Annotated in this window: 22 protein-coding genes; 11 read left to right on the top strand and 11 right to left on the bottom strand. The window is 67.0% G+C overall.

The features are described 5' to 3' along the window. Positions 1 to 106: 106 nt before the first annotated feature. The 3 genes from purM to AC1REK_RS19905 all read left to right on the top strand — a co-directional run bounded on the left by purM (position 107) and on the right by AC1REK_RS19905 (position 3,339). Positions 107 to 1,177 carry a phosphoribosylformylglycinamidine cyclo-ligase gene (purM, locus tag AC1REK_RS19915; protein WP_492268722.1) on the top strand — a complete coding sequence of 357 codons (1,071 nt, stop codon included), beginning with the start codon at positions 107 to 109 and terminating at the stop codon, positions 1,175 to 1,177. Next, complete coding sequence (purN, locus tag AC1REK_RS19910) at positions 1,174 to 1,797, top strand: phosphoribosylglycinamide formyltransferase (RefSeq protein WP_492268723.1); 624 nt, start codon at positions 1,174 to 1,176, stop codon at positions 1,795 to 1,797. The genes purM and purN overlap by 4 nt, the downstream gene beginning before the upstream one ends. 132 nt (positions 1,798 to 1,929) lie before the next feature. Continuing rightward, entirely contained in the window at positions 1,930 to 3,339 is a 1,410-nt protein-coding gene (locus AC1REK_RS19905; RefSeq protein WP_492268724.1) for a tetratricopeptide repeat protein, read from the top strand. A 30-nt stretch (positions 3,340 to 3,369) separates the two neighbouring features. Here the strand turns inward: AC1REK_RS19905 and AC1REK_RS19900 are convergent, their stop codons facing one another. After that, entirely contained in the window at positions 3,370 to 4,107 is a 738-nt protein-coding gene (locus tag AC1REK_RS19900; RefSeq protein ID WP_316018008.1) for a helix-turn-helix transcriptional regulator, read from the bottom strand. An 86-nt stretch (positions 4,108 to 4,193) separates the two neighbouring features. Between AC1REK_RS19900 and AC1REK_RS19895 the strand changes: the two genes are divergently transcribed. Continuing rightward, positions 4,194 to 4,958: a glutathione S-transferase family protein gene (locus AC1REK_RS19895; protein ID WP_492268725.1), complete on the top strand. Its 765-nt coding sequence runs from the start codon at positions 4,194 to 4,196 to the stop codon at positions 4,956 to 4,958. A gap of 12 nt (positions 4,959 to 4,970) precedes the next feature. On the opposite strand, the gene AC1REK_RS19890 is transcribed toward AC1REK_RS19895, so the two are convergent. Further along, positions 4,971 to 5,282: a hypothetical protein gene (locus tag AC1REK_RS19890; protein ID WP_316018010.1), complete on the bottom strand. Its 312-nt coding sequence runs from the start codon at positions 5,280 to 5,282 to the stop codon at positions 4,971 to 4,973. A gap of 169 nt (positions 5,283 to 5,451) precedes the next feature. Continuing rightward, positions 5,452 to 7,539, bottom strand: a complete 2,088-nt coding sequence (locus AC1REK_RS19885) for a molybdopterin-containing oxidoreductase family protein (RefSeq protein WP_492268726.1) — start codon at positions 7,537 to 7,539, stop codon at positions 5,452 to 5,454. A 216-nt stretch (positions 7,540 to 7,755) separates the two neighbouring features. Here AC1REK_RS19885 and AC1REK_RS19880 point away from each other — a divergent pair, with 216 nt between their 5' ends. After that, the gene (locus tag AC1REK_RS19880; protein WP_492273816.1) at positions 7,756 to 8,580 is read left to right on the top strand and encodes a MipA/OmpV family protein; all 825 of its coding nucleotides are present in this window, start codon (positions 7,756 to 7,758) and stop codon (positions 8,578 to 8,580) included. Between the two features lie 112 nt (positions 8,581 to 8,692). Here AC1REK_RS19880 and ndk read toward each other — a convergent pair whose 3' ends face one another. Then, positions 8,693 to 9,115: a nucleoside-diphosphate kinase gene (gene ndk / locus AC1REK_RS19875; protein WP_066475354.1), complete on the bottom strand. Its 423-nt coding sequence runs from the start codon at positions 9,113 to 9,115 to the stop codon at positions 8,693 to 8,695. A 91-nt stretch (positions 9,116 to 9,206) separates the two neighbouring features. Beyond that, positions 9,207 to 9,476: a sel1 repeat family protein gene (locus tag AC1REK_RS19870; RefSeq protein WP_248310013.1), complete on the bottom strand. Its 270-nt coding sequence runs from the start codon at positions 9,474 to 9,476 to the stop codon at positions 9,207 to 9,209. Between the two features lie 358 nt (positions 9,477 to 9,834). On the opposite strand from AC1REK_RS19870, the gene AC1REK_RS19865 reads away from it, so the two are divergent. Beyond that, positions 9,835 to 10,206, top strand: coding sequence for a DUF2147 domain-containing protein (locus AC1REK_RS19865; RefSeq protein ID WP_327524272.1), 372 nt, complete (start codon positions 9,835 to 9,837; stop codon positions 10,204 to 10,206). A gap of 143 nt (positions 10,207 to 10,349) precedes the next feature. Here the strand turns inward: AC1REK_RS19865 and AC1REK_RS19860 are convergent, their stop codons facing one another. The 4 genes from AC1REK_RS19860 to gatB form a co-directional block, all read right to left on the bottom strand. Next, positions 10,350 to 11,057, bottom strand: a complete 708-nt coding sequence (locus tag AC1REK_RS19860; RefSeq protein WP_492268728.1) for a glutathione S-transferase N-terminal domain-containing protein — start codon at positions 11,055 to 11,057, stop codon at positions 10,350 to 10,352. 125 nt (positions 11,058 to 11,182) lie between these two features. Continuing rightward, positions 11,183 to 11,668, bottom strand: coding sequence for a GNAT family N-acetyltransferase (locus tag AC1REK_RS19855; protein ID WP_492268729.1), 486 nt, complete (start codon positions 11,666 to 11,668; stop codon positions 11,183 to 11,185). A gap of 35 nt (positions 11,669 to 11,703) precedes the next feature. After that, positions 11,704 to 12,210, bottom strand: coding sequence for a GNAT family N-acetyltransferase (locus AC1REK_RS19850; RefSeq protein WP_492268730.1), 507 nt, complete (start codon positions 12,208 to 12,210; stop codon positions 11,704 to 11,706). Positions 12,211 to 12,371: 161 nt separating this feature from the next. Next, complete coding sequence (gene gatB / locus AC1REK_RS19845; protein WP_492268731.1) at positions 12,372 to 13,850, bottom strand: Asp-tRNA(Asn)/Glu-tRNA(Gln) amidotransferase subunit GatB; 1,479 nt, start codon at positions 13,848 to 13,850, stop codon at positions 12,372 to 12,374. 253 nt (positions 13,851 to 14,103) lie between these two features. Here gatB and AC1REK_RS19840 point away from each other — a divergent pair, with 253 nt between their 5' ends. Together AC1REK_RS19840 and AC1REK_RS19835 are read left to right on the top strand one after the other, a co-directional pair. Then, a complete protein-coding gene (locus AC1REK_RS19840; protein WP_492268732.1) occupies positions 14,104 to 15,240 on the top strand; it encodes an efflux RND transporter periplasmic adaptor subunit in 1,137 nt (378 codons plus the stop codon). A 65-nt stretch (positions 15,241 to 15,305) separates the two neighbouring features. Next, positions 15,306 to 18,494, top strand: coding sequence for an efflux RND transporter permease subunit (locus tag AC1REK_RS19835; RefSeq protein WP_492268733.1), 3,189 nt, complete (start codon positions 15,306 to 15,308; stop codon positions 18,492 to 18,494). Positions 18,495 to 18,593: 99 nt separating this feature from the next. Here AC1REK_RS19835 and AC1REK_RS19830 read toward each other — a convergent pair whose 3' ends face one another. After that, on the bottom strand, positions 18,594 to 19,184 hold the full coding sequence (locus AC1REK_RS19830; protein ID WP_492268734.1) for a DUF2345 domain-containing protein: 591 nt from the start codon (positions 19,182 to 19,184) through the stop codon (positions 18,594 to 18,596). A 155-nt stretch (positions 19,185 to 19,339) separates the two neighbouring features. On the opposite strand from AC1REK_RS19830, the gene AC1REK_RS19825 reads away from it, so the two are divergent. Together AC1REK_RS19825 and AC1REK_RS19820 are read left to right on the top strand one after the other, a co-directional pair. Then, positions 19,340 to 20,815, top strand: coding sequence for a cryptochrome/photolyase family protein (locus AC1REK_RS19825; protein ID WP_492268735.1), 1,476 nt, complete (start codon positions 19,340 to 19,342; stop codon positions 20,813 to 20,815). 129 nt (positions 20,816 to 20,944) lie between these two features. After that, the gene (locus AC1REK_RS19820) at positions 20,945 to 21,301 is read left to right on the top strand and encodes a DUF1428 domain-containing protein (RefSeq protein ID WP_327524263.1); all 357 of its coding nucleotides are present in this window, start codon (positions 20,945 to 20,947) and stop codon (positions 21,299 to 21,301) included. A 28-nt stretch (positions 21,302 to 21,329) separates the two neighbouring features. Here AC1REK_RS19820 and AC1REK_RS19815 read toward each other — a convergent pair whose 3' ends face one another. Then, positions 21,330 to 22,124 carry an SDR family NAD(P)-dependent oxidoreductase gene (locus AC1REK_RS19815; RefSeq protein ID WP_492268736.1) on the bottom strand — a complete coding sequence of 265 codons (795 nt, stop codon included), beginning with the start codon at positions 22,122 to 22,124 and terminating at the stop codon, positions 21,330 to 21,332. Between the two features lie 162 nt (positions 22,125 to 22,286). Here AC1REK_RS19815 and AC1REK_RS19810 point away from each other — a divergent pair, with 162 nt between their 5' ends. Then, positions 22,287 to 23,003, top strand: coding sequence for an alanyl-tRNA editing protein (locus AC1REK_RS19810; protein ID WP_492268737.1), 717 nt, complete (start codon positions 22,287 to 22,289; stop codon positions 23,001 to 23,003). The last annotated feature ends 31 nt before the right edge of the window (positions 23,004 to 23,034 follow it).

Genomic DNA, 23,034 nt, shown 5'->3' with positions numbered 1-23,034 from the left:
GCATGTGCTGGACAACTGCGAAACGCTTTCGTGGAAGAGCCGCTGCCGGCTTGCCAGCGGGGCCGCCCTTGCCTATCGCTCCCCGCACAGCAAGGAGCGCGGTTTCATGACCAAGACAGGCGGCAACGGGCTGACCTATGCGCAGGCGGGCGTCGACATCGATGCCGGCAATGCCATGGTCGATGCGATCAAGCCTCTGGTGCGTTCGACCCGGCGGCCGGGCGCGGATGCCGAGATCGGCGGGTTCGGCGGCCTGTTCGACCTGAAGGCGGCGGGGTTCAGCGACCCGATCCTGGTCGCCGCCAATGACGGCGTCGGCACCAAGGTGAAGATCGCGATCGAGAGCGGCCGGCATTCGACCATCGGCATCGACCTCGTCGCGATGTGCGTCAACGATCTCGTCGTGCAGGGCGCCGAACCGCTGCTCTTCCTCGACTATTACGCCACCGGCAAGCTCGACCCGCAAGCGGGCGTCGAGATCGTGCGCGGCATCGCCGAAGGCTGCCGTCAGGCCGGCTGCGCCCTGATCGGCGGCGAGACCGCCGAGATGCCGGGCATGTATGCCGACAAGGATTACGACCTTGCCGGCTTCGCCGTCGGCGCCGCCGAGCGCGGCTCGCTGCTGCCGCGCGCCGATCTGGTCGCGGGCGACGTCGTGCTCGGCCTGCCCTCCTCCGGCGTCCACTCCAATGGCTATTCGCTGGTCCGGCGCATCGTCGCGCTCTCCGGCCTCGCCTGGGAGGCCTCCGCCCCCTTCGCGCCCGGGCAGAGCCTCGCCGAAGCGCTGCTGACGCCTACGCGGATCTATGTGAAGCCGCTGCTGCAGGCGCTTAAGGCGGCGCCGGGGATCAAGGCGCTGGCGCACATCACCGGCGGCGGCTTCCCCGACAATATCCCGCGCGTCTTGCCCGACGATCTCGGCGTCTCGCTCGATCTCGCCGCGATCCCGGTGCCGCCGGTCTTCGGCTGGCTCGCCAAGGTCGGCGGCGTCGCCGAGCGCGAGATGCTGCGCACCTTCAACTGCGGCATCGGCATGATCGTGGTCGCCTCGGCGGCCGAGGCCGACGCCGTCGTCGCCGCGCTGCGCGAGGCCGGCGAAGCGCCGGTCCGGCTCGGCGAGGTCACGCCGGCCGGCAGCGAGGGGCAGGTCGCCTATCGCGGGAAGCTCGGCCTGTGAGCACGACGCCGCGGCGGGTCCGCACCGCGATCCTGATCTCGGGCCGCGGCTCGAACATGGTCGCGCTGATCGAAGCAGCGCAGGCCGCCGATTTCCCGGCCGAGATCGTGCTGGTCGCCGCGAACCTGCCGGAGGCAGGCGGGCTCGATCGCGCCCGACAGGCCGGCATCGCCACCGCCAGCGTCGACCATCGCCCCTTCGGCAAGGACCGGGAGGCTTTCGAACGCAAGCTCGACGAGGTCCTGCGCATCAACCAGATCGAGCTCGTCGCGCTCGCCGGCTTCATGCGGGTGCTGACGCCCTGGTTCGTGACGCGCTGGCAGGGCCGGCTGGTCAACATCCACCCTTCCCTGCTGCCTGACTTCCGCGGCACGCACACTCATGCCCGGGCGCTGGAAGCCGGCGTCGCCGAGCATGGCTGCACGGTGCATTTCGTCGTGCCCGAGCTCGACGCCGGCCCGACCATACTGCAGGCGAAGGTGCCGGTCCTGCCCGGCGACGACGAGGCAAGCCTGTCGGCGCGCGTGCTGGAGCAGGAGCACGTCCTTTATCCCAGGGCGCTCGCTCTGGTGGCGTCTGGCGCGGCCAGACTGGAAACCGGCGCTGGCGTCGGAACTTGAGGGCGCCAACCACGTAGCTTGCTTGGCCACAGCACAGACAAAGCTCCGCCGCTAACTATCCCGGCAAACTCACCTCGACAGCCGCCATTTGGCGAGGCATGACCGCAACCGAGCGTTGTATCGGAGGCGGGCTTGGCCATTTTCCGCTGGGTATCACTCGCAATATCGCTGGGCCTGACGGGCTATGCGATGTGGGGGCCGCTTTCCGACTATGTCGGCGCAGTGCTGGCGCAAGGGTCACCCCGTGCCTCGTCCCCGGAGCACAGCGCGAATGTGCGCAGCTGCGACGTGCTCGCCGGGAATCCGGAGGATCCGGAACGGGTCCTTGCGGTCCCGAATGCCACGAACCTGATCGGCCGGCTTTTTCTTGGCGCGAACGAAAGCGACGCCATCGCCCCCTGCCGTGCCGCGATCGAGGAGCAGCCGCATGTGCGCCGGCTGAGCTATCAGCTCGGCCGCGCCTATGAGCGCGCGCAGCGCGGCAAGGAGGCGCTCCCGGCCTACCGTCAGGCGGCCGAAGCAGGCCATGTCCTGGCCATGATCAAAGCCGGCAAGTCGCTGCGACAGGGCTTCGATGGCGTGGAGGACCGCGCGGAGGCACGGCGCCTGTTCGACAGGGCCGCACAAGCCGGCAATCCCGAAGCAATGTACTTCTTCGCGATCATGCTGGAGCGCGCGCAAGGCGGCCCCCAGGAGCTGCCAGAGGCCCGGCGATGGTACGGGCAGGCCGCGGAAGCCGGCAACGTCTGGGCGATGCGCGATTTCGCCCAGATTCTGGAAAACGGGCTCGGCGGCCCTGCGGACTTGCCGGCCGCACGGCACTGGTATGAGGAAGCGGCGAAGGCCGGCAATGACGACGCCATGTATCATTTGGCCCGCGTTCTCGACAGCGGGCTGGGTGGCCCGCGGAATGAGCCGGATGCCCGGCGATGGCTGGAGAAGGCCGCGCAGGAGGGTGAGCGAAGCGTGATGCTATGGTTCGATGTCGTCAAAGACCCGCTCATGCCTCGTGATCTACCAGCGGCACGCCGCTGGCTCGCCGAGCGCTTCCCGGACAACGCTCCCGACGCCATGAACAACCTTGCCATCATGCTGGCGCAGGGCCGTGGCGGCCCCAAGGACGTGCCTCAGGCGCGGCTCTGGTTCGAGCGAAGCGCCCAGGCCGGTCACTTGGACGCCATGAACAACCTGGCCGACATGCTGCGCATGGGTGTTGCCGGCTCTGTGGACCTGCCACAGGCAAGGCGCTGGTACGAGCAGGCAGCTCAGGCCGGCGAGATCAGGGCGATGATCAATGTCGGCGCCATGCTGGAGGGTAGTCTCGGCGGACCGCAGGATATGCCGGAAGCACGGCGCTGGTTCGAGAAGGCCGCGCAAGGCGGCGAGAAGATCGCGATGTACAATCTCGGCGTCCTGCTTGAAAAAGGCGAAGGCGGCCCGCAGGACCTTCCGCAAGCGCGCATCTGGTACGACAAGGCAGCGCAGGCCGGCCTGCTGCAAGCGGCGGAAAGTCTGCGCGCACTCGACCAGCAAATGCGCTAGCTGAGCGCGCCCCGAACGGACAGCGCACGCCTACTGAACGCTCGCCGCCACCGCCGCCTGCTGCTCCAACGCCCGCCGGGCCGCGACCTCCTGCTCCTCCTTCTGCCAGCGGCGGAAGAGGTCGGCGCGACGCGCCGGATAGCGCTCTTCGCGCGCCGTCAGCTCGGCGATGCGGTCGGTCCGGAAATGGCGGAAGGCCTGCCGGAGCTCGCACCAGGCAATGACCATGCGCACGCGCTCGAAGAAGGTCAGGCCGATCGGCCAGATCACCCGGCTCGACGATTTCCCGGCCTCGTCGCGATAGCTGATCTCGAGCTTGCGGCCATTGCGGATCGCGGCACGCACCGCCGCGACGTCAACCTGGTCGACCACCATGTCCTTGCAATAGGCCGGCGCGAACAGCGCTCCGTCGAGCAGGATCGGCCGCAGATGCGCCGGCAGAACCGCCGCGACCTTGGAGACGACATCCTCGGCGGCGCGCGCCAGCGTCGGGTCGGCGCGCTCGGAGAGCCAGCGCATGCCGACCAGCACGGCCTCGATCTCGTCGGGCGAGAACATCAGCGGCGGCAGGTCGAAGCCGGCATCGAGGACATAGCCGATGCCGGCCTCGCCGCGCACCGGCACGCCCTGGCGCAGCAGCGCGGCAATGTCGCGATAGACGGTGCGCACCGAGACATCGAGCTCGGAGGCGAGCGTCTCGGCGGTGACGGGGCGGCGGCGACGGCGCAGCCCCTGAATCAGATCGAGCAAACGTTCAGCGCGTTGCATGACGGGGCTTCCGCTTCGGGAAAGATCGGTTAGCGTCACTCTGCCGCAGACGCCCTGACAATCATTGTCAGGAGCGTGGCAGCAGTATGGTGGCCGGCCGGCGTGCAAATGTACCGCCGCGAGGAGGATTCATGTTGGAGCTGCACGTTTTCGGCCCCGGCTTCGGCCTGCCGGACCCGAGCCCTTTCTGCGTCAAGGCCATGATCCTGATGGAGATGTCGGGACTGCCCTATCGCCGGGTCCGCGGCAATCTGCGCAAGGCGCCGAAAGGCAAGTTCCCGGTTCTGGTCGACGACGGTGAAATCGTTCCGGACACCAGCTTCATCAGGCTGCATCTCGAGCGCAAGCACGGCATCGACTTCGACAAGGGGCTGAGCGCCGAGCAGCGCGGCCTCGCCTGGGCCGTCGAAAAGATGCTGGAAGATCACCTCTACTGGCAGATCGTCCAGGAGCGCTGGGCCAATCCCGCCAATTTCGACAAGGGCCCGCGCCATTTCTTCAACGCCGTGCCCGCGCCCCTGCGCCCGCTGATCATCGCCATGGTCAAGCGCGAAGTGCGCCGCAACCTGCACGGCCACGGCATCGGCCGGCACAGCGACGAAGAACGGCTGACCCTGGCGCGGCAGGCGCTGGATTCGTTGTCCGAGCTGCTAGGCAGCAAGCCCTACCTGACCGGTCCGGACCCGTGCGGCGGCGACGCGACGTTCGGCGCCTTCATGATCTCGGGGCTGTGCGAGACCTTCGACTCACCGCTGCGGAGCGCGCTCAGCGAGCACGCCAACCTCGTCGCGTATGCGGGCCGGATGCGGGATCGCTACTTCAAGGCCGACGCGGAGGCCGCGCCGGTCTGACGCCAGATGGCCTCAAGGCCGCTGCAGCTTGCAGCGGTCGATGAAGTCATAGCCCTTGGCGCGGGCGGAATCGTTGAAATAACCGGTCTCACGGAAAGCCTGGAGTTCGTCCTTGGTCATCGCGTTGACCGTGCCCTTGGCGTAGCAGCTGCAGGGCGAGTGCACCGCCTCGCGGGTGGTGTTCATCAGCCGCGACTGGGTGACCAGGCAGGCGTCGAAGGCGCGCAGCTGGATCATGTAGGGCGTCAGGTTCTTCGCGGTCGGGTCCGGCGGCGGCAAGGCGCTGGTGCCGGCGGCGGCCAGCGCCCCCTGCGAAACCAGCATGGACAAACCCACGGCCCAGAAGGCCGCACCAACCCGCCGCGTGATCATTGTCGATACCGTTCCGTCTTCGCGGCGCAGCCCGAGCGAAACCCCGAATCCGCTCTCGATTGACCCGCCTGCGTAGCGGAGGATGGTCCACAGCATCGGTGAAAAATCAATGACGCAAAGGTCACACCTTGCGAATCCAGACCCTGTTGTCGTGGAAGGCCGCACCGCCGAAAGGCGCGATCGAGTCCGCGCCGGTTAGGGTGTTGATGCCGCGTCCGCCGCGATGGGCGCCGTTCGGCCAGATCGACTCGGCGATGACGACGCCGCGCACCAGCCCGTCGAACAGCACCGCGTCGAGATGCACCTCGCCGCGACGGTTGCCGACCAGGATCGCGTCCCCCTGAGCGATTCCCAGCTTCGCCGCATCGTCCGGATGCAGCATCAGCGTCGGCCCGCCCTCCTTCTTGCGCGCCGTCGGCGTCTCGGTGAAGGACGAGTTCAGGAAGTTCCGGGCCGGACTGGTGGCGAGCCGGAACGGGTGCTCGGCATCAGCCGTCTCGATGACGTTCCAATGGTCGGGCATGGCCGGGATCGCGACATGCGGGCCGGTGAGGCCGGCATTGCTGTTGGGGACCTTGCTCCAGTCCGGCTTGAAGCGGAACCTGCCGCCCGGCCAGCCGAAGCCCTTGAGATAATGCGCCGTCTCAAAATCCGGCTGGATGTCGTGGAATTCGCTGGCGATCAGTTCCTCGAGCGTGCCGCGTCCGGTCTGCTGCAAGGTCCAGTCGACGATCTCGCGCGGGTTCATCGAGAAGCCGCGATGCTCGGCGCCGAGGCGCTGGGCCAAAGCGCAGATCACCTCATGGTTCGAGCGGCACTCGCCCGGCGGGTCGATCAGTTTGCCGCCCCACATGATGTGCTGGTGCCCGCCGCCCTGATAGAGGTCGTCATGCTCCATGAACTGCGTCGCCGGCAGGACGATGTCCGCCATGGCGGCGGTCTCGGTCAAGAACTGCTCGTGCACGACGGTGAAGAGGTCGTCGCGGGAAAAGCCGCGCTTGACCAGTTCCTGCTCGGGCGCGACCGAAACCGGATTGGTGTTCTGGATGAACAGCGCCCTCACCGGCCCGCCCTGCCGCAATGCCTCGGCATCACCCGTCAGGATGCGGCCGATCTGCGACTGGTCGAGCTGACGAACCTTCGGGTCGGCCTTGTCGAGCCCCTCGATCAGGCCCTTGCGCCATTTGTAGACGCCGCTGTTCGAATGGAAGGCGCCGCCGCCCTCATGCTGCCAGGCGCCGGTGACGGTCGGCACGCAGAGCGCCGCATGCATGTTGACCGCGCCGTTGCGCTGGCGCGCAAAGCCGTAGCCGAGCCGGAAATAGCTGCGCTTGCGGGTGCCGACGAGCTCGGCGAAGGCCTCGATCTCTTCGATCGAAAGGCCGGTGATCGCCGCGGCCCATTCGGGCGTGCGCGTCGCCAGATGCGCTTCCAGCTCCTCGGTTCCGTCGGCAAAACGGGCAAGGTAGTCGCGGTCCGCGAGGCTGTCGCGGAAGAGCACATGCATCACGGCGCAGGCGAGCGCGCCGTCGGTGCCCGGCCGCAATACGAGGCCGAGATCGGCCTGGTCGATCGTGGCGTTGCGATAGATGTCGATCGCCACGATCTTGGCGCCGCGCTCCTTACGGGCCTTGACCGCGTGGTGCATGACGTTGACCTGGGTGTGCACCGGGTTGGTGCCCCAGATCACGACGCAGTCCGACTTCGCCATCTCGCGCGGATCCGCCCCGGCGAGCCGTCCTGTGCCGGCGATGTAACCGGTCCAGGCGGACGTCGTGCAGATCGTCGAGAACTGGCCGGAATAGCGCTTGGCATTGCGCAGGCGGTTGATGCCGTCGCGCATCACCAGCCCCATCGTGCCCGCATAGTAATAGGGCCAGATCGTCTCGCCGCCGAACTGCTCCTCCAGCGCGAGGAAGCGCTCGGCGATCTCGTCCAGCGCCTCGTCCCAGGAGATGCGCTCGAAAGCGCCCGAGCCCTTCGGGCCGACGCGGCGCAATGGATACAGCAGGCGGTCAGGATGATGGATGCGCTCGGCGTAGCGCGCCACTTTGGCGCAGATCACGCCGTCCGTGTAGGTCTGTCGCTTGCTGCCACGGACCCGCCCGATGCTGCGGCCGTCGATGACCTCGACCTCCAGCGAACAGGCCGATGGGCAATCATGCGGACAGACGGAAGGCAGGCGCTGGACGCGAGGAAGTTCTGTCATGCATCCTTCCTAGAACAGGTCCAGGCTCTCCGGAAGTCGTTCCCGCCAAGACCGGCGGCGATACAGCGCATGGTTCCGATTCGTACCGAATCGGCCTCTTCTGGTAGGCAGCAGCTTTCCGCCCGCCCCGACGCGGCGCATCAACCTCGGGTTAAGACTAATGAATCACATTGTCGCCGTTGGTCTGGTCTGGGGCGCCTCGGCGCCGGAGTTGTGATGATGCGTTGCGTTGCGTTCCTTGCGGGCCTTGTCGGCCTGGCTTCCGTGCTTGCGGCTCCTGCAAAGGCACAATCTCCGGAATACACCCAGTACACCTCGCCTGAATCGGTCCAGAACTGGCACCTGACGCTGGGCGCAGGCCTGCGCTACCAGCCCGATTATGTCGGCTCCAACGACTACATCTTCCGGCCGCGCGGCATCATCTCGCTCGGGCGCGGCACCAGGAGCACCTGGTGGTCGGCCGAGGACGACGCGATCAGCATCGGCTTCTTCTCCGGCAAGGCCTGGCGCGTCGGCTTCTCCGGCAACCTGCTCTGGGAGCGCAAGGCGAGCACCAACGCGGCGCTGCGCATCACCGGCGTGCCGGACACCAAGTTCGGCGGTGAGGCCGGCATGTTCGCCGAGTTCTACCCGACTTCGTGGCTGCGCGGCCGCGTCGACCTGCGCCGCGGCATCGTCGCGCATGACGGCGTCGTCGCCGAGTTCAAGGTCGAGGCCTTCCAGCGCATCGGCGCCTGGTCGATCGGCGCCGGGCCGCGCATGACCGTCGCGAGCGCCGACTATGTCCGCACCTATTTCGGCGGCGGCTGGGCCGGCAATGGCGGCCTGCTGCAGCGCTTCAACACCGGCGTGCACTCGGTCGGCGCGATCGCCCAGGCGACCTATGCCTGGAGCGACAAGCTCCAGACCACGGCCTATGTCGAGTACAAGCACCTGATGGGCGACGCCGCCAAGGCGCCGATCGTCAAGACCTATGGCGCGCGCGATTCGATCACGGTCGGCGTCTCCGCGACCTACGCCTTCGACCTCGGCTTCAAGTAGCAGGCTCGCCAGACATTCCACCGCCTCGTCCAGGGCGGTGGCCGAAAGAGAAAGGGCGGGTCCTTGCGGACCCGCCCTTCTTTGTTCTCGATGCCTGAAAGAGGCAGTCGGCTCAGCCGACGATCTCGTTGCCGGCGAAGAACTGCGCGATCTCGATCGCGGCGGTCTCCGGCGCATCCGAACCATGGACGGTGTTCTCGCCGACGGACTCGGCGAAGAGCTTGCGCACGGTGCCCTCGGCAGCGTTGGCCGGGTTGGTGGCGCCCATCACCTCACGGTAGGCGGCGATGGCGTTCTCGCCTTCGAGGACCTGCACGACGACGGGGCCGGAGGTCATGAACTCGACGAGCTCGCCGAAGAAGGGACGCGCGCTGTGGACGGCGTAGAAGGTCTCGGCCTGGGCCTTGGTCATCTGGATGCGCTTCTGCGCGACGATGCGCAGGCCGGCCTTCTCGATGACCGCGTTGACCGCGCCGGTGAGGTTGCGGCGCGTCGCGTCGGGCTTGAGAATGGAGAAGGTACGCTGGACAGCCATCGTTGTAATCCTTGGGGCAAAATCGAGAGAATGCGGCGCGCTTATAGCGGCGCCCCTTCCGTGCCACAAGGCTACCGACGGCTTTCCCGCCTCAATGGCGCGTCAAGAACCTGCGCGCCTCGCGCAGCGCCTCGGCGATTTCCTCGCGGCTCATCTCCTGGGCCAGTTCGGCACGGTGGGCCGCGGCGCGGCTGCAGCCCTTGGCGAGCGCGACGTTGAACCATTTCTGCGCGGCGACCAGATCGACCGGGGCCGTGCGGCCGGCGGCGTGCATCAGGCCGAGTTCGTAATAGGCCTCCGCCGAGGCTTCCATCGGGATCGCCAGCGAAGCCGGGATCGCGCTCATCTCCATGCGTGCCATGACAAACCACCCTGTTTTCATCGTGGCCCGGCCCTTCCTGGACCGCGCTTCGTGAGGAGGAGGTTCGAGCCCGGCGGTAAAAGACTCCGCTAAAATTCGAGATGAATCGAAGCTCAACGACTCGTAAGCGCTGGGTTAAATCAACGTTCGATTCAGCCTCGCAATCCGAAATGACGAATACTTTCAAAGCGCTGCCAAAGTTACGCTGCGGCAGGCATTGACGGAGGATTCACCTTCGCGAGCATTCGGCAGAGGCCAGGCAGCAGCCGGCCCGCCCTCTTGAAGCCAGTCCGGGCTCGGATATAGTTTACATCTGAACCATGCGATCAACGCTGGTCACTGCCTGAGGAGGAACGTCATGAGGCTTCGCCCATACGCGGTCGCCGCCACGCTCGCCATGCTCGCAACCCCGACCCTGGCCCAGGAGGTCACCGGCACCTGGCTGCGCGACAGCGGCGCCTCCAAAGTGCGCCTTGCGAAATGCGGCGATGCCGTCTGCGGCACGATCTCCTGGCTCAAAGACAGCAGCGGCCCGGCCAAGCTCGGCCAGCGCATCTTCTACGACATGAAGCCGTCAGGTGCAGGGAAATGGAGCGGCAGCGCCTTCAATCCCGAGGACGGCAAGACCTATTCGGGCACGATGACGCTCTCCGGCGACACGCTGACCACCGCTGGCTGCGTGATGGGCGGCCTGATCTGCCGCTCGGTGAAGTGGTCGCGGAGCAATTGACGCAGAGCCCGTTTAGCTCGGCCAACCGTCATGGTCGGGCTTGTCCCGACCATCCACGTCTTCGCTTCGCTGCTCGAACATAGTGTTCGAGTCGTGGATGCTCGCCACGAGGGCGAGCATGACGGCCGTGGGTTCAAGCGGCGTCAGCGTGCCTTCTGGCCGAAGAGGATCGCCTTCTCCTCCGGCGTCGAGATGCCGGCCGGGTTGCGCAGCTCCTGCGCCACCGCGAGGCCACGCTGGACGGCCGGGCGCGCCAGCATCGTCTCGATCCAGCGCGCCACATTGGGGAACTGAGCGATGTCCTGGCCCTGGCGCTCCCAGCCGCGGGCCCAGCCGATGCAGGCCATGTCGGCGATCGAATAGGCGTCGCAGATATAGTCCCGGCCTTCGAGGCGCCGGTTCAGCACGCCATAGAGCCGGTTCGCCTCATTGGTGTAGCGGTCGACCGCATATGGCACCTTCTCCGGTGCGTAGATGCGGAAATGATGGGTCTGGCCGAGCATCGGGCCGAAGCCACCCATCTGCCAGAACAGCCATTCGTCGACCGCGACGCGGGCGCGCTCGTCGGTCGGATAGAACTTTCCGGTCTTGCGGCCGAGATATTGCAGGATCGCGCCGGACTCGAAGACCGAGATCGGCTCGCCGTCCGGTCCCTCCGGATCGATGATCGCCGGCATGCGGTTATTGGGCGAGAAGGCGAGGAATTCCGGCTTGAACTGGTCGCCCTTGCCGATGTTCACCGGGATGACATTGTAGGGCAGCCCGAGTTCCTCGAGCATGATGGTGATCTTCCAGCCGTTCGGCGTCGGCCAGTAATAGAGGTCGATCGGCTTGGCCTGCACTTGCGACATGCGATGCTTCCTCGTCTGCGTTGAGGTTGGCCGATCAATCTAGGAAGCCGCCTGCGGCTGCGTAAGCCGATTCGCCGCGCGTCCAGGGCGGGCGCGCCATGCCGTGAGAGGGCAAGGCCGCCGGCTCAGAGCTCCAGCTTGAAGCCCTCATGACTCTGTTCGAAGCCGAGCCGCCGATAGAAGCGGTGTGCCGCCTCGCGGGACTTGTTCGAGGTCAGCTCGACCAGGCCGGCCCCGTTGCGCCGGGCGAAATCGACCGCGAAGGCGACCATGACGGCGCCGATGCCGCGGCTGCGTTGAGCCGGGTCGACATGGACGCTCTCGAGCTTGGCGCGCTTGCGGCCGCGATTGACCAGGCCCGGGATCAGGGTCACCTGCAAGGTGCCGACCACAGCGCCGTCGAGCTCGGCAACGAAGAGCGTGTTATGCGGGCTCGCCGAGACCTCGTCGAATGCGGTGAGATAGGCCGGATGAGCCGCCTCGTCCTCGATCTCGGCCGCCGTTCGCGTCTGCTTGGCCGCGCCCATCAGGATCAGGGCGGCGATGCGCGCTGCATCGGCACGGGTCGCCTCGCGCATCGCGATTCCATCTCGATTGGACACGTCGTTCATCGTTGTCTCCGGAGGAAGGGCGGGCGCGGGCACGGTCAGCTCACGAACAGCCGCTTGGCCATGATCAGGGTGTTGGGCGTGTCCTCGCGGCCGTCGAAACGGGCCTGGCGCTGCAGGAAGAAGCCCATGCGTTCGTAGAAGGCGATGGCGAGCTCGTTCTGGCTCTCGACCTCGAGCCTTGCCACCGGCGCGTCGGGAAAGCAGGCGAGCGCAACCTGGAGCAGAGTCCGACCGATCCCCTCGCCCTGCCTCGCCGGCAGGACATAGAGCCGGGTCAGCAGCGCCGCATGATCGGGCTCGCTGCGGGCGGAGGCCGTACCGACGACTTCCCGGCCGAGCATGGCAATCAGGAAGACGCCGCTCTCGCGCCCGAGCTGGGCGGAAAGAGCATCGAGCGAATGCCAGGCGTTGGTGATCTCGGCGACGCGGCGCCAGCCATAGATGCCGTCATAGGTCGCGTGCCAGGTCTCGACCAAAAGCGAGCGCACGGCCGGCAGATCGGCGGCGAGCGCATCGCGGATGATGAGACCGGTCTGGGTCACGGCACGCGCCTGCGAAACGAGGGTCGGCGACACCCCAGCCACGTCATTCCGGCCGCAGCGAAGCGGAGCGCCGGGATCCATCGTAGAGCATCCAGCCCCTCGATGGATCCCGGATCTTCGCGGCTGTGCCGCTTGTCCGGGATGACGGCGTGTCTCAGGCTTTAGATTCCCAATTTGGCTTTCAGGATCTCGTTCAGAGCCTGCGGGTTGGCCTTGCCGCCCGAGGCCTTCATCGCCTGGCCGACGAACCAGCCAAGCATGGTCGGCTTCAGCTTGACCTGCTCGACCTTGTCCGGGTTGGCGGCGATGATCTCGTCGACCGCCTTCTCGATCGCGCCGGTGTCGGTGACCTGCTTCATGCCGCGGGCCTCGACGATCTCGCGGGGGTCACCCCCCTCGGTCCAGACGATCTCGAACAGGTCCTTGGCGATCTTGCCGGAGATCACCCCCTCGCCGATCAGGTCGACGAGCCCACCGAGCTGCGCGGCGGAGATCGGCGAGGTGGAGACGTCCTTGCCTTCCTTATTGAGGCGGCCGAACAGCTCGTTGATCACCCAGTTGGCGGCGGCCTTGCCGTCGCGGCCCTTCGCCACCGCCTCGAAATAGTCGGCCTGGTCGCGCTCGGCGACGAGCACCGAGGCGTCGTAGGGCGAGAGCCCGTATTCGGCGATGAAGCGGGCCTTCTTGGCGTCCGGCAGCTCCGGCAGGTGCTGCTTCAGATCGTCGACGAAGGCGTCGTCGAATTCGAGCGGCAGCAGGTCGGGATCGGGGAAGTAGCGATAGTCGTGCGCCTCTTCCTTCGAGCGCATCGAACGCGTCTCGCCCTTGCCGGGATCGTAGAGACGGGTCTCCTGGTCGATCTTGCCGCCATCCTCGAGGATGCCGATCTGGCGGCGGGCCTCGACCTCGACTGCCTGGCCGATGAAGCGGATCGAGTTGACGTTCTTGATCTCGCAGCGCGTGCCGAAAGGCTCGCCCGGCTTGCGGACGGAAACGTTCACGTCGGCGCGCAGATTGCCCTTCTCCATGTCGCCGTCGCAGGAGCCGATGTAACGCAGGATGGTGCGCAGCTTCGAGACATAGGCCTTGGCCTCGTCGGCAGAGCGCAGATCCGGCTTGGAGACGATCTCCATCAGCGCGACGCCCGAGCGGTTGAGATCGACGAAGCTCATGGTCGGGTGCTGGTCGTGCATCGACTTGCCGGCGTCCTGCTCGAGATGCAGGCGCTCGATGCCGACGCTGATCTGCTCGGTCGGCGACAGGTCGACCGCGATCTCGCCCTCGCCGACGATCGGGTGCTTGTACTGGCTGATCTGGTAGCCCTGCGGCAGGTCGGGATAGAAGTAGTTCTTCCGGTCGAACACCGAGCGATGGTTGATCGCCGCGTTGAGCCCGAGGCCGGTACGCACCGCCTGACGCACGCATTCCTCGTTGATCACCGGCAGCATGCCGGGCATGGCGGCGTCGACGAGGCTGACATGGGCGTTCGGCTCGCCGCCGAATTCGGTCGAGGCGCCGGAGAAGAGCTTGGCGTTGGACGTGACCTGGGCGTGGATCTCCAGGCCGATCACGACCTCCCAGTCACCGGTTGCGCCCTTGATGAGCTTCTTCGGATCGGCGGGACGTGAATGGGCGTTCATGGCGATATTCCGGAAACGGCGGGCGTGCCGGCCCTGCCAGAAATTGACGACCACCTCAGGTAGAGCGTTGGGCAGCCGCCAGCAAGCATCTGTTGCCGTCACGTTGCGGTAGGGCCACAATCCCTTCCGCAACGCACAAGACCGCTGCACTGTCGAGTGATGGAACTTGACAATCGTCAGCGGCGAGGCCTTTTAGCCGGATTGGCCGGAAACCGCGCAAGGTTGCGCCGGACACGCATTTTCGGAGTTTCATATGATCCGCCGTCGCTCCAGCCGGGCGCTCCTCGCATTGGCGGCCCTGCTTCCGGCCTTTTCGCTCGAAGCCATGGCCCAGGGCGCGCCGCCGGCGCCCCCGGTCACCGTCGCGACGCCGCTCGCCAAACGCGTCACCAACTGGGACGAGTTCACCGGCCGCTTCGAAGCCGACGAGCAGGTCGAGGTGCGAGCCCGCGTCTCGGGCTTCGTCGACAAGGTCCATTTCAGGGACGGTGACATGGTGAAGGCGGGCGACCTGCTCTTCACCATCGACCAGCGCCCCTACACGCTCGCGGTCGACGCCGCGCGCGCCGAGGTCGCCCGCACCAAGGCCCAGGTCGACCTCAACCAGAACGAGGTCGAACGCGCCGAGGCGCTGACGCAGAACCGGACGATCACCGCCCGCGACATCGACCAGCGCCGCGCTAACCTCAACGGCGCGATCGCCTCGCATCAGGCGGCCGAGGCCAATCTGAAGACGGCCGAGCTCAACCTCGAATGGACGCAGGTGCGCGCACCGCTCGCCGGGCGGCTTTCGAACCGCCGTGTCGACCCAGGCAACCTGATCGCGGGTGGCCAGTCAGGCGCAACCCTGCTGACGACCATCGTCGCGCTCGACCCGATCAAGTTCGTTTTCGACGTCTCGGAGTCGGACTACCTGCGCTACGCCCGCCTCGCGAGCCTGCGCGGCGTTACTCCCGAGGCGCGCGTGCGTCTCTCCGACGAGACCACGTGGACGCGCATCGGCAAGATCGACTTCGTCGACAACACCCTGAATGCGCGCTCGGGCACGATCCGCGGCCGCGCTGTCTTCGCCAATCCCGACCGTTTCCTGACGCCGGGCGCCTTCGGGCGGCTGCGTCTCGATGCCGGCGAGGTCGATGGCCTGCTGGTGCCGGATTCGGTGATCGTCTCGGACCAGGCCAACAAGATCGTGCTGACGGTCGGCGCCGACAACAAGGTCGTGCCCAAGCCCGTCACCCTCGGCCAGATCACGGACGGGCTGCGCGTGATCACCAAGGGCCTGACCGCCAGCGACAAGGTGATCGTCAACGGCCTCGCCAACCCCATGGTCCGGCCCGGCGTGACGGTGACCCCGCAGCCATCCGAGATCAAGGCGGCGGCCGCCAAGTAGGCGCGCCCCGCGACCAGCGCTGACGGCCCGCCCGTCCGCCCTGCCCTTCCGGCCAGGACCCGACAATGTTCCGCTTCGCCCATTTCTTCATCGACCGGCCCATCTTCGCCACCGTGCTCTCGGTGCTGCTGACGATCGCCGGCGCCATCACCCTGCGCACGCTGCCGATCGCGGAATATCCCGAGATCGCGCCGCCGACCGTGACGATCACCGCGACCTATCCGGGCGCCTCGGCCGAGGTCGTCGCCGCCACGGTCGCGGCGCCGATCGAGCAGGAGGTCAACGGCGTCGACGACATGCTCTACATCTCGTCGCAATCGACCGGCGACGGGCGCGTGACGATCAACGTCGTCTTCAAAGGCGGCACCGATGTCGACCAGGCCCAGGTGCTGGTGCAGAACCGCGTCTCGGCGGCCGAGCCGCGCCTGCCGCAGGAGGTGCGCACGCTCGGCCTGCAGGTCCGCAAGGCCTCGCCGGACTTCCTGATGGTCATCCACATGCTGTCGCCGGACGGCTCGCGCGACCAGCAATACGTCTCGAACTACACGACTCTGAACGTCAAGGACGTGCTGACCCGCGTCGAGGGCGTCGGCGACGTCCAGGTCTTCGGCGCGCGCGACTATTCGATGCGCGTCTGGCTCGACCCGGCCAAGGTCGCCTCGCGCAATCTGACCGCCGGCGATGTCGTCGCCTCCATCCGCGCCGCCAACATCCAGGTCGCGGCGGGCGCGATCAACCAGCCGCCGGCCACTTCGGACGGCGCCTTCCAGCTCTCGGTCAACACGCTCGGTCGACTCACCACCGTTGACGAGTTCTACAACATCGTCGTCCGCTCAGACGCGGATGGCGGCACGATCCGCGTGCGCGACGTCGCGCGCGTCGAGCTCGGCGCGCAGGACTATCTCTCGAACTCCTATCTCGACAACAAGGAAGCGGTCGCGATCGGCGTGTTCCAGCGCCCGGGCACCAATGCGCTCGCGGCCTCCGACGCTCTCATCAAGACGATGCAGGAGCTGTCGAAGAACTTCCCGGCCGGTGTCGAGCACACCATCGTCTACAACCCGACGGAGTTCATCAGGGAATCGGTCTCCGCCGTGGTGACGACGCTGCTCGAGGCGGTCGTGCTCGTCGTGATCGTCGTGATCCTGTTCCTGCAGACCTGGCGCGCGGCGATCATCCCGATCATCGCGATCCCGGTCTCGCTGGTCGGCACCTTCCTGGTGATGAGCGCGGTCGGCATCTCCTTCAACACGATCTCGCTGCTGGCGCTGGTGCTGGCGATCGGCATCGTCGTCGACGACGCGATCGTCGTCGTCGAGAACGTCGAGCGCTATCTGGCGCAAGGCATGAGCGCGGTGGACGCCGCCCACAAGACCATGGACGAGGTCGGCGGCGCCCTGTTCGCGATCGCGCTCGTGCTCTGCGCGGTGTTCATCCCGACGGCCTTCATCACCGGCCTGCAGGGCACCTTCTACCAGCAGTTCGCGGTGACCATCGCGGCCTCGACGGCAATCTCCTGCTTCGTCTCGCTGACGCTGTCGCCGGCGCTGGCTGCGATCCTGCTGAAGCCGCATAGCCATGAGGAGCCGAGGGGCGTCCTGGCGACGCTCACCGCGCCGCTGCGCTGGTTCTTCAAGTACTTCAACATGGCGTTCGACTGGCTCTCGCGCGCCTATGGCGCGGTGACCTCGCGCCTGATCCGCTTCGGCGTGATCATGCTGCTGGTCTATGCCGCCCTCATCGCGGTCGCCGGCCAACGGCTCGCCGCAGTCCCGACCGGACTGGTCCCGCAGCTCGACCGCGGCTACTTCATCGCCGTCTTCCAGCTGCCGCCGGGCTCGTCCTTGCCGCGCACCGACGCGGTCATCCGCAAGGCGACCGACATTCTGCTGTCGCGGCCCGGCGTCGCCCATGCCGTCGCCTTCGCCGGTCTCGACGGGGCCACCTTCACGCTCGCCCCCAATGCCGGCGTCGCCTTCGTCACGCTCAGCGACTTCCGCGAACGCGCCAATGCCGGCCTGACGACCCAAGGCATCCTGAACGACCTCAGGACCCAGCTGTTCCAGATCGGCGAGGCTTTTGCCCTGATCATCGAACCTCCGGCGGTTCCGGGCATCGGTAGTGGCGGCGGCCTCAAGGGCTATGTCCAGGATCGCGGCGGCCGTGGCCTCACGGCGCTGGAAGCAGCCACCTGGGCCGTGGCGGGAACCGCGGGCCAGACCCCCGGCATCCAGCAGCCCTTCACGCTGTTCTCGACGAGGACGCCGCAGATCTACGCGGATATCGACCGGACCAAGGCGGAGATGCTCGGGGTGCCCGTCACCCGCATCTTCGAGACGCTGTCGATCTATATGGGCTCGGCCTATGTGAACGACTTCAACCTGCTCGGCCGGACCTTCCGCGTCACGGCCCAGGCCGATAATCCGCACCGGCTTGACGTCCGCGACGTCGCCAATCTGAAGACGCGCAACACCGATGGCGAGATGGTGCCGATCGGCTCGGTCGCGACCTTCTCTGACACGACCGGCGCCTATCGCGTGCCGCGCTACAACCTCTATCCGGCAGCCGAAGTGCAGCTGTCGATGGCGCGCGGCTACTCGACCGGCCAGGGCATCGCGGCGGTGGAGAAGATCGCGAGCCAGGTCCTGCCGGCCGGCTTCGGCTTCGAATGGACCGAGATCGCGTTGCAGGAGAAGCTCGCCGGCAACACCGCCATCATCGCCTTCGGTCTCGCCGTCGTCTTTGTCTTCCTGCTGCTGGCGGCGCTGTACGAAAGCTGGACCTTGCCGCTGGCAGTCATCCTGATCGTGCCGATGTGTATCCTCGCGGCAATGATCGGCGTCGGCTACAAGGATTTCGACCGCAACGTGCTGGTGGATATCGGCCTCGTCGTGCTCGTCGGCCTCGCGGCGAAGAACGCGATCCTGATCGTCGAGTTCGCCAAGCAGGCCGAGGACGAAGGCATGAGCCGGCGCGATGCCGCCATCGCCGCAGCACGGACCCGTCTGCGGCCGATCCTGATGACCTCGCTCGCCTTCATCCTCGGCGTGCTGCCCCTGACCATCTCGGTCGGCGCCGGCGCGGAGATGCGGCAGGTGCTCGGCATCGCGGTGTTCTCCGGAATGATCGGCGTCACCCTGTTCGGCCTGCTGTTCACGCCGGTGTTCTATGTGGTCGTGCGCTGGCTCGCCTCGCTCGTTCCGCAGAAGAAGAAAAAGCCGGAGACGGAAGCCGCGGCGCCCCAGGGGCACTGAGGCGCACGCAAACGAACCCCGCCCCGGCCGCCCGGCCCGGGCGGGGTTTTTCGTTTCCGGAGGGCGAAGCCGAGCGCCGGCTCTCAGTTCCGCATGATCTTAGTTCTGCAGGATCTTGGAGCCCTTGATCGTCACGTCGGAGCTCGCGACGGCGTTGATCCTGCCGCCTGCCCGGATATTGACGTCCTTGCCCTTGAGATCGACCGTGCCGTCCTTCTTCAGGTGGAACGAGGCCGCGCCTGAATCGAGGAGCATCCCGTCGGCGGCCTCGATGCTGAGGGCCCGGCCGCTCGCGATAGCAAAGTCCTTGCTGCTGTCGATATCGATGCTGACCGAGGCCGCGACCTCGAAGGCGCGCGTCGCCAAGCTGATCTGCCGGTTGGCGTTGAGGTTGAGTGCCGTTGCGGCGAAGATGCCGATGCCCGTGCTGGCAGCCAGCCTGATGCCCGCGCCAGATTGCAGCGTGTAGGCGCTGCCGACGCTGGTCCTGAAATTGCTGCCGGCGTTAAGCGCCAGTTCGGCCCCGGCGCTGATCGTGCAGTTGCCGCCTACGGTGATGCTGAGCCCATTCGGCGCGGTAATCGCCACCGAACCGCCGCGACCGACATTGATCGCCTGAAGAAGGGCCGCGAGCTGGGCTTCGAGCGCGGCCACGCGGCGCGTCAGCGCCTCCACTTCCGGTGTCGCCATGAGACCGCCTCCCCTGAGCTGGACCCCGTCCTCGACCCGCAGCCGGGGCAAGTGTATCACGGCCCCGGCAGGCAGCAGCACGCAATGACGTTACGGCAAAGCGACCAGCGCCCTCATCCCGGGTGACGGCATCGGCGGAAGGGAGCGGTGGGACGGTGACACAAAGCCCTGCCCTGGTCTGGTTCCGCGAGGATCTGCGCCTCTCCGACAATCCGGCCCTGACCGCGGCTCTCGCGCACGGCCCGAGCCTCTGCCTCTACATCTTCGACACATCGCCGGAGCGGCGCGCGCTTGGCGGCGCTGCGCGCTGGTGGCTGTCGCGCTCGCTTATGGCGCTCTCGACGGCGATTGCCGCGCGCGGCGGCGAACTGCTCGTGATGCGCGGCGATCCGGCCGAGATCCTGCCCCAGCTAGTGCGTGATGCCGGCATCGGCTTCGTTGCCTGGAACCGGCGCTACGAGGCCAGCGCGATCGCACTCGACAAGGCCTTGAAGGCGGAGCTCGTCGCCAGCGGGGTCGTCGTGGAGAGTTTCAACGCAGCCCTGCTCAACGAGCCCTGGCAGGTGAAGAGCAAGGCCGGCGAGCCGATGCAGGTCTTCACGCCCTATTGGCGTGCGGCGCGCGAGCGCGGTACGCCGGGCCCGCCCCTGCCGGCGCCAGAGGGCATTCGCCGGGCGAAGCTGCCGGCAACCCTGCGCAGCATGACGCTGTCGGTCGAGGAGCTCGGTCTCGAACCGCGCAAACCCGACTGGGCCGGGGGCCTGCATGCAAGCTGGACGCCCGGAGAGGACGGCGCCCAGGCCCGCCTCGCCGATTTCCTCGACGACGGTCTCGCGGGCTATCGCACCGAGCGGGACAGGCCTGACCGGCCGGGGACCTCACGGCTCTCGCCGCATCTGCGCTTCGGCGAGATCGGCCCGCGTCAGATCTGGCATGCGGTGCAGATGGCGCTCGAGACGGGCGAGACGAAAGGCAGCCCCGCCGACGCCGAGAAGTTCCTGTCGGAGCTCGGCTGGCGCGAATTCTCCTATCACCTGCTCTTCCACAACCCGGAGCTGGCGACCCGCAACTTCAACCGGCGCTTCGACGGCTTCGGCTGGGAACAAGATGCCGCCGGTCTCGCTGCCTGGCAGAGAGGGCTGACCGGCTACCCGATCGTCGACGCCGGCATGCGCGAGCTCTGGGAAACGGGCTGGATGCATAACCGGGTGCGCATGGTGACCGCCTCCTTCCTGATCAAGCATCTGCTGACCGACTGGCGCGCGGGCGAAGCCTGGTTCTGGGACACGCTGGTCGATGCCGACCCGGCCAACAACGCCGCGAGCTGGCAGTGGGTGGCGGGGTCGGGGGCCGATGCCGCGCCCTATTTCCGTATCTTCAACCCGGTGACCCAGGGCGAGAAGTTCGACCCCGACGGCGCCTATGTCAGGCGCTTCGTGCCGGAGCTGACGAAGCTCGACGCCAAGTTCATCCACAAGCCCTGGACTGCTCCGCAAGCCGTTCTGCGGGAGGCTGGAATCAGTCTCGGCGAGGACTACCCCCGCCCGATCGTCGATCTCGACTTCGGCCGCAGGCGTGCGCTGGCCGCGCTGGCAGAGCTCCGGGCCGAGACCGGATCGGAATCCGCCTGACACATGACCTCCGGGCCTGCGGGAACTTGGGCGCTCCGCAGGCTCCTGAACGAAACTGTCCGCGCCGTGTTGTCGGATCAACCTAAGACCGATCGTCCTATGGTCCTGAATTCGAAACAGGAGAGGCAAATGTCCTATTATGTCGACGGCTTCGTGCTCGCCGTTCCCAAGACCAAGATCGAGGAGTACCGCAAGCTCGCCAGCCTGGCCGGCGACGTCTGGATGGAGCATGGCGCGCTGAGCTATGTCGAATGCGTCGCCGAGGACGTGCCTTATGGCGAGCTCACCTCGTTTCCGCGAGCCGTGCAGGCCAAGGACGACGAGATCGTCGTCTTCTCCTGGGCGACCTACGAATCGCGCGCCAAGCGCGACGAGGTCATGGCCAAGGTGATGGCCGATCCCCGCCTGAAGCCGGACATGGAGAACATGCCCTTCGACGGCAAGCGGATGATCTTCGGCGGCTTCACCACCATCGTCGAACGCTGAGCTTCCGGCGCGAGGTGCGGCGGCCGCTTCAGCCGTCGCGGTTCGCGCCGCCTGCCAGCGCCCGCGCCGCCCAGAAATAGAGCGGATAGGGCAACAGCCTGATGAGCTTCAGGGTCCAGGCGAGGCGGCGCGGGAAGACGATCTCGAAGCCGCCACGGGCGAAGCCATCGGCGATGCGCGCCGCTGCCGCCTGATCCGTCATCAGCAGCGGCATTGCGAAGGTGTTGCGCTTGGTCATCGGCGTGTCGACGAAGCCGGGATTGACCAGCTGCAGGCGGATGCCGAGGCGGTCGCATTCGAAGCGCAAACTCTCGCAGAGATGGATCGCGGCCGCCTTGGACGCGCCATAGGCGCCGCTTCCGGGCATGCCCGCATAACCGACGAGAGAGGCGTTCACGGCGATCTGGCCCTTGCTGCGGTCGCTCATGTTCTCCATCAGCGCCGCAAGCCCGCGCACGACGCCGAACAGATTGACGGCGAAGATGCGCTCGAAGGTCGTCGCATCCAGGCCGTCGGGCCGGTTTCCCTGGGCCGTTCCGGCATTCAGGAACGCCAGCGCGATCGGCCCGTGAACGCTCTCGATCCCCTCGACCACGGCGCGCATCGCCTCGGGGTCGGTAACGTCGCCGGCATGGGCGACGATGCGCCCCGAAAGGCCGGCGCCCTGCAGTGCGACCTCCTCGAGCAGTTCGAGCCGCCGCGCCGTGATCGCGACGGTCCAGCCCCGCCGCGCCAGTTCGAGCGCCACCGCCGCGCCGATACCGGAGCTCGCACCGGTGATCCAGGCGACGCCGTCCTTCGGCTGCATGCGTGGCATGGTCATCGAGGGGTCCCCACGCCGGTGACGGACCGGCGATCCAGCCCGGCAACCTAGTCACAGCTGCAGCGCGGCGGAAGCCCCGTCGGCGAAGAGGACGCCCGATCGCAGGCATCTTTGCCGCGGCCGCCGGGCCTGCGATAAGCTGACGATCCCAGGGAGATCTTCATGCCGACCGAATTGCTGTTCCGCGCCGACGCCTATCAGAGCGAAACCATGGCGACCGTGCTCGCCATCAACGAACGCGGCGGCATCGAGCTCGACCGGACGGTATTCTACGCCACGGGAGGCGGCCAGCCCGGCGATGCCGGCCTGCTGGTCACGGCCGATGGCCGCGAGATCACGATCGGCACCGCGATCTACAATCCCGAAGACAAGAGCCGCATCCTGCACGTCCCGCTCGAAGGCCAGGCGGCTCCGGCCATCGGCGACGCCGTCACCGCCCGACTCGACTGGCAGCGGCGGCTGAAGCGGATGCGCATCCACACCGCGCTGCATTTGCTCAGCGTCGTGCTGCCCTATCCGGTCACCGGCGGTGCCATCGGCGAGGGCGACGGCCGGCTCGATTTCGACATCCCGGAAGGCGGCCTCGACAAGGCCGAGATCGCCGAGAAGCTCAACGCGCTCGTGGCGCGCAATGCGGATGTCACCGAAAGCTGGATCACCGACGAGGAGCTCGACGCCAATCCCGGCCTGGTCAAGACGATGTCGGTGAAGCCGCCGCGCGGCTCCGGCCGCGTCCGGCTGGTCAAGATCGGCGAGATCGACCTCCAGCCCTGCGGCGGCACGCATGTGCGCAACACCTCCGAGATCGGTGAGGTCCTGGTCACCGACATCGAGAAGAAGGGCAAGCAGAACCGGCGCGTCCGCATCGCGCTCGCCTGAAGATCTCCCTTCAAGTCACTGAAATCAGACT

The organism is Allobosea sp. GW823-FHT02B03, assembly GCF_058797755.1.
This window is presented reverse-complemented; position numbering and strand designations above follow the sequence as displayed.